This window comes from Acinetobacter sp. YH01020, assembly GCF_013420275.1.
In the GTDB taxonomy this organism is placed as follows: Bacteria; Pseudomonadota; Gammaproteobacteria; order Pseudomonadales; family Moraxellaceae; genus Acinetobacter; species Acinetobacter amyesii.
Genome location: NZ_VOYN01000020.1, coordinates 1 through 11,988, shown reverse-complemented (window position 1 = coordinate 11,988; position 11,988 = coordinate 1). Strand labels below are relative to the sequence as shown.

Here is an 11,988-nt window from a genome sequence, read left to right as displayed (position 1 = left end):
CGACTTTGGTACTCAGTGGTCTAAATTTTGCTTAAATTCACAGGCTAGATTTCACATTTTGCATCCTAAAGTGGTCTACTTCATGAAAATTAAACAAGGATGTGAAAAAATATTGGTAAAATTGACCGACATTTTGAACTATTGTCGCATTATAAAAATTCAAATTATCGGGTATAAAAATTGTCCATTATTGAATTGACGTAAGTGCCGAAGTGAAATTCGCCATTTACTAAATTGCTGTACCGTTAAAAATATATAGGCCATACCATGATTTCAGATATTCAAGAAAAATATGACCAGTTAAATGGTCAGCAAAAAGAAATTTTTGCAGGATACGGCTTACGCCAGATCAAACACTTTGTTGAAATCAGTTTGCCTGAAGTAGAAGCTGTATTGCCTGAAGGTGCGCAGCTACAAGGGATTAATGCCGATGGTAAAGTTCAGGCGTTTAATGCGGCGACGGGCCAATACTTTATTTGGATTTCGGATAAACAATGGCAGCTTACCAATAAAGCAACTGCTAAATTTGACAGTAAAGAAGATGCCCTCACCATTTGGCGTATTTTTGATTTGGCACAATATGAACTTATTGACCTAAGCCACATCCATCGTGACTTTTTGGAAAATCAGCCAGCCTAAACTATCCGGAAAATATACAACTCATGGGCTATCTTCATTGGATTTGGATGTTTAGCCCTTATATTACTTACAGCATGACATCTTGATTTGCTTTTGTGCAGCGCGTTAGAGTATTGATCTTCTTTGCATAGCTTAGTTGCCTAAACAAAAATTTCTAAATGCCAATCCGTTTCGCTGCTTAGTAATCAATTCGCTCAGTTTTGATAGCGAGAGCCTGTAAATCCAATCAGTCGTATTCTTGTTTAAGAAATTAAGCTCAAAGGCTCCTTAGATTGTGTTCGTTCATTTGCCGCAAATCATTATTTTTCTTTGCTTAAAATATAATGAAATACCGCATAGCTAGGTTTTTGCATTCGAGGCTGTGAATAACTGCGTTACTACGTTGTCATTCTTGTAGTATCAGCCTCGTCGTTTCTAATGCTTGAGTTGCTCGTTGGCAGATCAATTGTTTGGTTACAAATCTTCTAACGGTAACTGGAAGCTTTGTTTGATGATTTGGCTAGGTAAATCAGTCTTTACACTAGTGATGCCATTTTTCTTGGTTAAGTGAGTAGACTGAAATTTACGGTAACTTTCTAGGTCAGGAACTACAACTTTGAGCATTGCATCGCACTCACCCAAAATAATGTAGCACTCCATGACTTGAGGAAGTTCTTTCATCGCTTCGATAAAAGTATCGATGGTTTCAGCATCTTGCCCAGTCAACCAAATACGAGAGAATAAAATCAATTGAAAGCCAATCTTTTGTGGATCGACCACGGTGGTGTAATTCTGAATCACACCTGCTTCTTCGAGTAATTTGACCCGACGTAAACAAGAAGAAGGCGAGAGTCCAATTTCCTTGGCTAAGTCATTATTTTGCATGCGGCCATTATTTTGAAGTGCGCGAATGATATTTTTATCAATACGATCTAGTTTAACTAGAATTGACTTAGAAGATGTCTTCATAAAATAGAATATAATTCTAAAAATAATATCTATTATAGAATATTTGATATCCTATTTTAAAGCGATTCAAACATACTAATTTCACTTTCAGGACATAGAAAGGGAAAATTGAAATGTCTGTATTTGCTTTGTTTGCCTTAACGGTAATTCCCCTTATTTTCACACCAGGACCCGATATGCTTTTTATCCTGTCACAAGTGATGGGTAAGGATGCAAAAGCAGGCATGATGGCAACAGTGGGGGTATGCTCAGGTTACTTGGTTCACTCGATTTTGGTGGCATTGGGTATTGCTGCGATTATCGTGTCATTTCCACTACTCTTTGAAATAATCCGCTGGTTGGGGATTGCTTATCTTTTATATTTGGCAACGCATTTGCTACGTTCAGTATTTAGCAGTAAAAAATTAAGTATTGAGAAAAAGTCAGCGTCCAACCCGATTAAAAAAGGCTTTTTTACGGCTTTACTGAACCCGAAAGGAATGTTGATATATTTTGCAATTTTGCCGCAATTTATCGATAAATCAGCGAGTACCGTGAGTCAAGGTTTGATTTTGTCCTTCATTTTTATTGGGCTAATTTTTGTAGTGTATTGTAGTTTGAGTGTAGTCTTTGCACGTATTACACAAAAAACTGAAATTGATGAACGCAAACAAAAGTGGATCGATGGTACATCAGGCGGTTTATTGGCTCTTGCTGCGACGTGGTTAATTGCCAATTAAAAACAGCAAATGTAAATAGAAATAAATGCCTTAACTAAAACCTTCGTGAAAGCGAAGGTTTTTTATATGTGCTGACTTTTGACAGATATTAAGAATGATAAATGGAGAAAAACACGCCAATTAGCTTCAGAAAAGTGAAATCAGCACTAAATTCATTATGCTTCTATCTTAAATGACAAGTTTAGATATGTTGCCGAATGTGTAGAGGGAAAGCTCTATTTCAGAAAGATTGATCGAAAATTGATATTAAATCAGATCTTTTGATGAGCTAAATCAAGTAAAAAAATAATAAAAATCAATGCTTAAAAAATAACTGAATAATGCGTTTTTTTGAATAACTGAAGCATTCTTTAAAAAATGTGAACGATAAGTTCAAGGAAATTACGCTTTTTTACAGGTCTTTCGATAATTGTGACTTGACCGAAATGCCGTACACATTGCAAGATAGGGCACCTAAAAAATTTAAAGTGAAGAGTTAATATAACTTTTCTCAACATTTACATTTGCTAAAACAGCCGAGGATTACATGAAGGCTCTTGTTGCTGTAAAACGTGTGGTTGATGCCAACGTTAAAGTTCGCGTTAAGCCGGACAACAGTGGTGTTGACTTAACGAACGTTAAAATGTCAATTAACCCGTTCTGTGAAATCGCAGTGGAAGAAGCGGTTCGTTTAAAAGAAAAAGGAACTGTTTCAGAAATCGTTGTTGTTTCTATTGGTCCTAAAGAAGCTCAAGAACAAATCCGTTCTTCTATGGCGCTTGGTGCAGACCGCGGTATCCTTGTTGAAGCTGACGACAGCCAGTTAGGTGCACTTGAAGTTGCAAAAATCCTAAAAGGTGTTGTAGACGCTGAACAACCTCAATTAATCCTTCTTGGTAAACAAGCAATTGATGACGACTCTAACCAAGTTGGTCAGATGCTTGGCGCGCTTTTAGGTGCTGGCCAAGGTACTTTCGCTTCAGAAGTTAAAGTTGAAGGCGACAAAGTACAAGTGACTCGTGAAATTGACGGTGGTTTACAAACTGTTGAACTTGCACTTCCTGCAATTATCACCACTGACTTGCGTTTGAATGAGCCACGTTATGCTGCTCTTCCAAACATCATGAAAGCGCGTAAAAAACCGCTTGATACTAAGTCACCTGCTGATTATGGCGTTTCACCTGCGACTAAGCTTAAAACTGTTAAAGTTGAAGCTCCTGCAGAACGTAAAGCGGGCGTACAAGTGAAGTCTGTAGACGAGCTTGTAGATAAATTGAAAAACGAAGCGAAAGTGATCTAATACAGAAGGATAAAAATCATGAGTATTTTAGTTATCGCTGAGCACGACAACAAAGCACTAAATGGTGCAACTCTTAACGTTGTTGCTGCAGCGCAAAAAATCGGTGGTGATATCACTGTATTAGTAGCTGGTTCAGGCGCTCAAGCAGTTGCAGACCAAGCAGCTAAAGTTGCGGGTGTAAGCAAAGTATTGCTTGCTGACGACGCAGCTTATGCTAATCAATTGGCTGAAAACGTTGCTAAATTAGTTGCTTCTATCGGTGCGGGATATTCTCACATCCTTGCTGCTTCTACGACAACAGGAAAAAACGTACTTCCACGTGCTGCTGCGCTACTTGACGTAAGCATGATCACTGACATCATTGCTGTTGAAGGTCCTAAAACTTTCAAACGTCCAATCTATGCAGGCAACGCGATTGCAACTGTAGAGTCTGGCGAGTCTGTTGTAGTTGCGACTGTTCGTGGTACTGCATTTGATGCTGTTGCAAGCGAAGGCGGCTCTGCTGCAGTTGAAGCTGTTGCATCTACTGGTGATGCTGGTATTTCTAAGTTCGTTTCTGAAGAAATCGTGAAATCTGAACGTCCAGAATTAACAGCTGCGCGTATTGTTGTTTCAGGCGGTCGTGGTGTTGGTTCAGGTGAAAACTATCACACTGTTCTTGATCCATTAGCGGACAAGCTTGGTGCTGCGCAAGGCGCATCTCGTGCAGCAGTTGATGCTGGTTTCGTACCAAACGATATGCAAGTGGGTCAAACAGGTAAAATCGTTGCTCCTGACTTGTACATCGCTGTAGGTATCTCAGGTGCGATTCAGCACTTGGCAGGTATGAAGGAATCTAAAGTGATCGTTGCGATCAACAAAGACGAAGAAGCGCCAATTAACTCAGTAGCTGACTACTGGTTAGTGGGTGACTTGAACACTGTAGTTCCAGAATTAGTATCTAAAATCTAATTTCTGAACGCAGTTCAAAACGCTCCTAAGCTTATGGTTTAGGGGCGTTTTTATTGTTTGAAGAATTAGTAGGTCTTCTTGGCAATGTTTAATCGATTAATTATACGTAAATGTACATATATAAATTGCACTTAGATGTTTCATGCTTATGAGGGTAGTGGATTCTTAGTTTAGTAGTTCAAAATTCATATAGTGTTTCTTATTATTGGTATTAGACACTACTGTAGCGTAAGGTATTTGTATGTTAAAACTTAAATGGTAAGTAAGCAGGCGCAATCGCTTGGTAATAGGATGGAAATTAATAAATTATAAAAAATACAAAGATTTAAAATAAAATAATAAAAATTTATCCTTCAAGTTTGAATCTTAAACTTAAAGCAAGCTTAAAGGATTGTATATTTTGTGTTAACATTGCTTTTTTATTGAACTTGCCCTTTAGGCTGAGTCTCCCTTTGAAATTTGATTTTCAGTTACCAGTCAGTGTATTGGTGCTGATGATCTGCTGTTTACTTTTTCCTGTTTTACAAAGTATCTCTTTTCCTTTATTTGATGGAATGACTGTTACAGCAGTTGAATCGGTCCAAGCATTGTTATTGCTGTTTTTTGCGATTTTTACTTTTTTCTATATTCGACCACTTGAAATGCAAGATGGAAAGAAACAATTTTGGTTGTGGGCTGTCGCATGGTGGTTGTTGCTATTTGGTCGTAGCATTAGCTGGGGGGCGTGACTATTTCCCTGATGCGCCTAAACCGTATTTTCGTTTAATTTCGGTATTCATGATTGCACCAGTCGTCTTTATGCTATTTTCGCCTTATTTGCGTCAAGAAATTGTACATAAACTAAAAACCTTGGCTTTGCCAATTTGTCCATTAGGCTTGGTGATATTGGGCTTACTTATTTCTGATGCAGTTGAGCATAGTCGAAGTCTTAGTTTTTTATTTTTGTACGATTTGGCTTATAAAGATTTCATCGAAGAAGTTTATGAGTTTCCGCTTATTTTAGGTTTGTTTTTAACAGCATACCCATGGATGCAGCAGGATCATGTACCTCAAGAATTAGAAGTCATGCAATATCATAAAGTGTGATTTTTATCACATTTATAGGGCTAAATTTGAAGCTTCGAAAAGAAATATTTTGAACATTAAACAACCTCTATTCGTAGAGGTTTTTTTCACAGCAAATAAAATCAAAATGCTTAAAATAAATACAAAAAATCATGGTTCTAGTGCAAGATGATTGGCACAAAAATCAGGGTTTTTATGCTATACTGTCCGACTTGATTTTTGATATTGGTTCAGTGTTTTTTGAACTAATTTTTACAGATTTACGATATATAAATGCGGGCAGAATTCTGCTTGTATAACAAGGAGTATGCATGAGCGTATCGGAAATTAGACCGATTGCCATTGAGGATGAACTGAAGAGCTCATATCTCGATTATGCAATGAGCGTGATTGTGTCACGTGCGTTGCCAGATGTCCGAGATGGTCTCAAACCTGTTCACCGTCGTGTGCTTTTTGCAATGCACGAATTGGGCAATGACTACAACAAAGCTTACAAAAAGTCTGCCCGTGTAGTCGGTGACGTCATCGGTAAATATCACCCACATGGTGACTTAGCTGTATACGAAACTATTGTTCGTATGGCTCAAGATTTCAGCTTACGCTATCAATTGGTTGATGGTCAGGGTAACTTCGGTTCTGTCGATGGTGACAGTGCAGCAGCAATGCGTTATACCGAAGTTCGTATGCGTAAATTGACCCACGAACTTTTAGCGGATCTTGAGAAAGATACCGTAGAGTGGGAAGACAACTACGACGGTTCTGAGCGTATTCCACAAGTCATGCCAACACGTGTGCCTAACTTGTTGATTAACGGTGTAGCTGGTATTGCTGTAGGTATGGCAACCAACATGGCTCCGCATAATATGACAGAAGTTATTAATGCATGTCTTGCTTATGCCAACGATCCGCACATCAGTATTGAAGGGTTAATGGAACACATTTCTGGTCCAGACTTCCCTACAGGCGGTATCATTTACGGTAAATCTGGCATTGTCGATGCGTACCGTACTGGTAAAGGCCGTTTGCATATCCGTGGTAAATATCACATTGAAGAAGACCAAAAATCGGGTCGTAGCACGATTGTCTTCACTGAAATTCCTTATCAAGTCAACAAAGCAAAAACCATTGAACGTATTGCTGAGTTGGTCAAAGAGAAAAAACTTGAAGGTATTTCTGAACTTCGTGATGAATCAGATAAAGAAGGGATGCGTATTGCAATTGACTTGAAGCGTGGTGAAAACGCTGAAGTGATTGTAAATAACTTATTCCAAAATACCCAATTAGAAAATTCATTCAGCATTAACATGGTCTGCCTCGATAATGGTCAGCCTAAGTTAATGAACTTGAAAGATATTATTGCAGCGTTTATCCGTCACCGTCAGGAAGTGGTTACACGCCGTACCATGTTCGAACTGCGTAAAGCACGTGAACGTGGACATATCTTAGAAGGTTTGACGGTTGCACTCGCAAATATCGATGCGATCATTGAAACCATCAAAACATCTGCAAACCCTAGCGAAGCACGTGAACGTTTACAAGCGGGCGAGTGGGCAGGCGGTGGTGTTGTTGCCTTGCTTGAAAAAGCAGGCGCGGTATCTGTCCGACCAGATGAAATTGAAGGCGAAGATCCAGCACGTCCATTTGGTTTAACAGGTGATATTTATCGTCTGTCTCCAACCCAAGTAGGTGCGATCTTAGAACTTCGTTTACATCGCTTAACCGGTCTAGAACAAGACAAGTTACAAGCTGAATATACAGAAATTCTTGGTCAAATTGCTGAATATACTGCAATTTTGAACGATTTCAACTTGTTGATGAACGTGATTAAAGAAGAATTGGCTTTAATCCTTCAACAATATGGCGATGCACGTCGTACCGATATCGTGGAATCACGTATCGACTTCTCTCGTGAAGATTTAATCCCTGAAGAGCAAATGGTACTGACTGTTTCTAAATCAGGTTATGCAAAAACTCAACCATTGTCAGACTACGCTGCACAGCGTCGTGGTGGACGTGGTAAGTCTGCAACTTCAATGAAAGAAGACGATTACATCCAACATTTGATCGTGACTTCAAACCACGCAACAGTGCTTTGCTTTACCAATGTAGGTAAAGTTTATCGTCTGAAAGTCTATGAAGTACCTCAAGCATCTCGTGGTGCGAAAGGTCGTCCAATGGTTAACCTATTGCCATTAGATGAAAACGAAACCATCACCGCTATTTTACCTGTGGTCGATGCGCCGAAGAAATTTAAAGAACGTTTGGCGGACTTTAAAGCATTTGTTAAAGCCAATAGTGCACAGCTACAAACCAATGAAGTGATTAATAGTCATTTTGCTGGCTTAGAAGCTGCGCTTGCTGAGACTGAAGACGGCGCAGATGATTTATCTGACGCACTTCGTATTCAGTTGAAACAATTGGGTCTAGAGTTATCTACGACTGATCTTGATGATGAAATCATCAATGACTTTGCACAGCAAGCGGAAGCCGTTCGTAAAAACTTCTACGTATTTATGGCAACAGAATACGGTACGATTAAACGTGTTGAGTTAGAACAATTCTCGAATGTTCGTTCAAACGGTCTACGCGCGATTGAACTTAATGGTGATGACACCTTAATCGGTGTTGCCATTACCGACGGCGAACAACAAATCATGTTGTTCTCAAACGAAGGTAAAGCCATTCGTTTTGCAGAAACTGACGTGCGTTCAATGGGTCGTTCTGCCAAAGGTGTTCGTGGTATGCGCGTGACCATTGGTGCCGCTGCTCAAGCAGAAGACGCTGAGGATGCGGATGTGGAGTCTGATGATGAAGATACCTCTGATTCAGCTCTCATTAGCCGTATTGTGTCATTGGTGGTTGTTCCAGAAACAGGTGAAGTGCTTTGTGCTTCAGCCAATGGTTATGGTAAGCGTACACCAGTAGATGACTTCCCAACCAAGAAACGTGGCGGTAAAGGTGTTATTGCAATCAAAACATCTGAACGTAACGGTGAACTTGTTGGTGCGGTAGCGATTGATGCGTCTAAAGAGCTAATGTTAATTTCAGATGGCGGTACGTTGGTTCGTACACGTGCGTCTGAAGTGGCACAAACAGGTCGTAATGCTCAAGGTGTTCGTTTGATCCGTTTAGGTGAAAGCGAAATCTTAGTCGGTGTTGTGGCGATCGAAGCAGTTGAAGAAGACGAAACTTTTGAAGAAGTGGAAGCAATCGAAACTGAGCAACTTGTAGATGACTCAACGATTATTGATCAAAATGACAATGAATCAGATTTCAATGAGCCTGAAGAAGACTAATTGAAGATTGAGAAAAGAGGGCGCTACGGCGTCCTTTTTGATAGATGAATAGTATTAACAAAAATTTATATAAACAAGAATAGTGACTTAAATGTATTTCAAAAAATTAATTAGAACCAAAGGAATAGTCATTTGTTTTGCATTAATGGGATGTAGTGAGCCGACGTCTGTAGAGTTTAATGAAGGTATAAAAAAGAATCATCTATTCCTTATAAGCTGACACCTTTGCAACTTAAACACATTGAGCAATTGTATGTTGCTATACGTGATAAAGATTTAGATCAAATCCAGAAAATAACAGATGAGAAGTTTTATCAAGCTTTGTTAGAAGATCCAACATTATTGCCAGAAATATCTTCATATATTCCATATTTTGAAAAAGTTTTAGATTATAAAATGTTGGAATATAAAAGTATTAAAAATAGTGTGCATGGTGAACTAATTGAAGCAAACCTTAAGTATGAATACGAGCAGCAAACTGTATTTTACACCGTATTATTTAAACAAGATGATCCTTTGGCTAAAATTATCGGTAGTCATCTAAAGTTGGTACTTAAATAAACCCTTAGAATTTTCAGTGGTACTTTATTTAAATACATAAAAAGTGAAGCTCATTTACCTTGCGTAAGTGAACAGAGTTTAATTTAATGTACTGTCAACAAGTTGGAAAGAGAAAAGTTAAAGAGATATCTTAATTTTAATATCAACTTTGAAGTTTTATATATACTCAAAAGCTTAAATTAGGAATAAGTGTGGTTATGAAGGCAAATTTTTTGTTACTAGGTTGTGTCATAGCGTTGTCAGGTTGTGACCAAATTGGCCAAAAAGCATTAAATGCAATACCAGACCCAAGTGCTGAACAGACTGAAGTTGCCCAAGCTGCCTATGATCAATTACGTGAAGGCAATTTTGATAAGCTGTACACTTACTTTGAACCAGAACTCAAAGCGAAGTTTGAACAGAATGAAAAAGAGCTGCGTAAATTTGCACGAGGTATTCCGAAACAAGATTACTCACGCAAAAATATAGTGGCTAAGCACATTGAAAAATCGACTGAAAAACCGTCTTTATATACGGTCACTTATGAGTACGGTTATACCAATAAAAACCTAGTACAGTATGATGTAAGTTTTGATAAACCCGCAGGAAGTAACAAAATTCGAGATTTTAATATTTCAGTTTTTGGTGAAAAAAATAAATAAAATTAGGTAAAAAATAAAAAAAAGCTGTAAAAAAGGACGCCTAAGCGTCCTTTTTTATGACATAAAATTAAGCGGCATCTTTTAGATTAGCAGCATAATTTTTTTGTTTTTCAGTATCAAATTGGCCTTCCCATTTACTGATCACCAGTACCGCAAGCGCGTTACCAATTACATTCAGTACAGTACGTGCCATATCTAAAATACGGTCAATACCCGCAATAAATGCCAGACCTTCAAGAGGAATACCGACACTGCCAAGAGTCGCCAGCAAGACCACGAAAGAAACGCCAGGTACACCTGCAATCCCTTTAGAGGTAATCATCAAGGTCAGTACTAGAATCACTTGTTGGGTGATTGTCAGATCGATCCCGTAAAGCTGAGCAATAAAGATAGCCGCAATACTTTGATATAGGGTCGAACCATCGAGGTTAAATGAATAGCCAATTGGAATTACGAAACTGGTAATCGGTTTCGGAGCACCATAAGCTTCCATTTTTTCCATAATACGGGGTAGGGCAGTTTCAGAACTTGCAGTTGAATACGCGAGAATCAATTCATCTTTTAAGATCTTGATAATGGCCCAAACACTGAAGCCACTGAATTTAGCAACTGCACCTAATACAATGAAAATAAAGAAGAAGATTGCACCATAAACTAAAACTGCGAGCTTAAGCAGTGGCACAAGAGAGCTGAAGCCGAAATTCGCAACAGTTGCAGCAATCAAGCCGAATACACCAATAGGTGCAAACATCATGATCATATGCGTAACTTTAAACATCGTTTCAGAAACAGCGGTCAACACTTTAATTAAAGGTTGTTTTACTTCCTGATCAAGCGCACCTAAACCTACGCCAAACATCACAGAGAAAAAGATGATTGGGAGCATTTGACCACTAGTCAAAGCTGCAAAAAAGTTAGATGGAATAAGTGAAAGTATTGTTTGAATCAAACCATGAGAATGTTCACTGACTTCATGTGTTGTTTCTTGATACTTTGAAATATCGACTTGCGTCAATGCAGACATATCAATGCCGGCACCAGGTTGGAATACGTTGGCTGCAACTAAACCGACTAAAATAGCAACGGTGGTAATGATTTCAAAATAAATAATTGTTTTGAAACCTAGTTTACCTAAGTTACTATCGTGACTTGTATTGGCAATACCTAAAATAAGCATCGACACAACAAGCGGAATAACGATCATCTTAATGAGGTTAATAAAAATTGAGCCCAAAGGCGTCAAAAAGTTATTAACTAAAGCATCACGATATTCAGGAGAATAGTGTAGGAAAGCACCAACAAGTATACCTAGAATGAGAGCAATCACGATTTGCCAGGCAAGGCTCACCTTAATCTTTTTCATACATCAGCTCTTATGTCAGATTTGGGAGAAAAAAGCCCACAGTCATCCACGAACAAATGTTGCAGACAGACTGAATCCGCCATGACAAAAAGTTCTGAATAATTTGGGAGATAAATACGATAATATTTTGCAGTTTATATGAGAATACAGCCAACGATTTTGATCAAAACCAAACTGTTTGATCGGTAAATTATCATTTTTAGTCGTATAAACGATTTGATTGTTAATTTTAATTTATAAAACGAATAAAATTGAGTTATTAATAAACGCTTCACAACATCTCTGATTTACCTAGAAAGATCGAAAAACTAAATGTGAGCCTGTATTTTTCATTTTTATATAGAAGTTTGCTTTATACTTGTCAGGCAGATAAATCAGTGAAAATTCTATAAATCACACCTCTGTACACGACAAATTTCATAGGATCCTTGTCCTATCAGGCTTTTTCTTTCTTAAAATTGCTAGCACTTTCTTAAATTCTTCTTTTTTTCCAAAACCAATCAAACGTAGAATAGCCATTTGAACA

At 38.2% G+C, this 11,988-nt stretch carries 10 protein-coding genes; 8 read left to right on the top strand and 2 right to left on the bottom strand.

The features are described 5' to 3' along the window. The first annotated feature begins 267 nt into the window (after positions 1-267). Positions 268-639 carry a hypothetical protein gene (locus tag FTT85_RS09335; protein ID WP_218949190.1) on the top strand — a complete coding sequence of 124 codons (372 nt, stop codon included), beginning with the start codon at positions 268-270 and terminating at the stop codon, positions 637-639. A 453-nt stretch (positions 640-1,092) separates the two neighbouring features. Here the strand turns inward: FTT85_RS09335 and FTT85_RS09330 are convergent, their stop codons facing one another. Beyond that, positions 1,093-1,587, bottom strand: a complete 495-nt coding sequence (locus FTT85_RS09330; RefSeq protein ID WP_078190405.1) for an Lrp/AsnC family transcriptional regulator — start codon at positions 1,585-1,587, stop codon at positions 1,093-1,095. Positions 1,588-1,700: 113 nt separating this feature from the next. Between FTT85_RS09330 and FTT85_RS09325 the strand changes: the two genes are divergently transcribed. The 7 genes from FTT85_RS09325 to FTT85_RS09295 all read left to right on the top strand — a co-directional run bounded on the left by FTT85_RS09325 (position 1,701) and on the right by FTT85_RS09295 (position 10,099). After that, positions 1,701-2,306 carry a LysE family translocator gene (locus FTT85_RS09325; protein ID WP_180003342.1) on the top strand — a complete coding sequence of 202 codons (606 nt, stop codon included), beginning with the start codon at positions 1,701-1,703 and terminating at the stop codon, positions 2,304-2,306. Between the two features lie 526 nt (positions 2,307-2,832). Beyond that, complete coding sequence (locus FTT85_RS09320) at positions 2,833-3,585, top strand: electron transfer flavoprotein subunit beta/FixA family protein (protein WP_078192067.1); 753 nt, start codon at positions 2,833-2,835, stop codon at positions 3,583-3,585. Positions 3,586-3,603: 18 nt separating this feature from the next. Beyond that, positions 3,604-4,536: an FAD-binding protein gene (locus FTT85_RS09315; RefSeq protein ID WP_180009984.1), complete on the top strand. Its 933-nt coding sequence runs from the start codon at positions 3,604-3,606 to the stop codon at positions 4,534-4,536. A gap of 648 nt (positions 4,537-5,184) precedes the next feature. Next, the gene (locus FTT85_RS09310; protein WP_257232137.1) at positions 5,185-5,622 is read left to right on the top strand and encodes a hypothetical protein; all 438 of its coding nucleotides are present in this window, start codon (positions 5,185-5,187) and stop codon (positions 5,620-5,622) included. A gap of 290 nt (positions 5,623-5,912) precedes the next feature. After that, positions 5,913-8,897: a DNA gyrase subunit A gene (gyrA, locus tag FTT85_RS09305; protein WP_180183396.1), complete on the top strand. Its 2,985-nt coding sequence runs from the start codon at positions 5,913-5,915 to the stop codon at positions 8,895-8,897. Positions 8,898-9,122: 225 nt separating this feature from the next. Then, positions 9,123-9,458 (top strand): hypothetical protein, encoded by a 336-nt coding sequence (locus tag FTT85_RS09300; RefSeq protein ID WP_180106433.1) that lies wholly within the window; start codon positions 9,123-9,125, stop codon positions 9,456-9,458. Positions 9,459-9,655: 197 nt separating this feature from the next. Beyond that, the gene (locus FTT85_RS09295; protein ID WP_180106435.1) at positions 9,656-10,099 is read left to right on the top strand and encodes a DUF3887 domain-containing protein; all 444 of its coding nucleotides are present in this window, start codon (positions 9,656-9,658) and stop codon (positions 10,097-10,099) included. 67 nt (positions 10,100-10,166) lie between these two features. Here the strand turns inward: FTT85_RS09295 and gltP are convergent, their stop codons facing one another. Next, a complete protein-coding gene (gltP, locus tag FTT85_RS09290; RefSeq protein WP_180183395.1) occupies positions 10,167-11,462 on the bottom strand; it encodes a glutamate/aspartate:proton symporter GltP in 1,296 nt (431 codons plus the stop codon). Positions 11,463-11,988: the final 526 nt, after the last annotated feature.

Excerpts from the sequence above, each read along its gene's own strand:
- FTT85_RS09295 (WP_180106435.1), top strand. The coding sequence starts at position 9,656 with ATGAAGGCAAATTTTTTGTTACTAGGTTGTGTCATAGCGTTGTCAGGT.
- FTT85_RS09320 (WP_078192067.1), top strand. The coding sequence starts at position 2,833 with ATGAAGGCTCTTGTTGCTGTAAAACGTGTGGTTGATGCCAACGTTAAA.
- FTT85_RS09315 (WP_180009984.1), top strand. The coding sequence starts at position 3,604 with ATGAGTATTTTAGTTATCGCTGAGCACGACAACAAAGCACTAAATGGT.
- FTT85_RS09330 (WP_078190405.1), bottom strand. The coding sequence starts at position 1,587 with ATGAAGACATCTTCTAAGTCAATTCTAGTTAAACTAGATCGTATTGAT.
- gyrA (WP_180183396.1), top strand. The coding sequence starts at position 5,913 with ATGAGCGTATCGGAAATTAGACCGATTGCCATTGAGGATGAACTGAAG.
- FTT85_RS09325 (WP_180003342.1), top strand. The coding sequence starts at position 1,701 with ATGTCTGTATTTGCTTTGTTTGCCTTAACGGTAATTCCCCTTATTTTC.
- FTT85_RS09335 (WP_218949190.1), top strand. The coding sequence starts at position 268 with ATGATTTCAGATATTCAAGAAAAATATGACCAGTTAAATGGTCAGCAA.
- FTT85_RS09310 (WP_257232137.1), top strand. The coding sequence starts at position 5,185 with ATGGAAAGAAACAATTTTGGTTGTGGGCTGTCGCATGGTGGTTGTTGC.
- gltP (WP_180183395.1), bottom strand. The coding sequence starts at position 11,462 with ATGAAAAAGATTAAGGTGAGCCTTGCCTGGCAAATCGTGATTGCTCTC.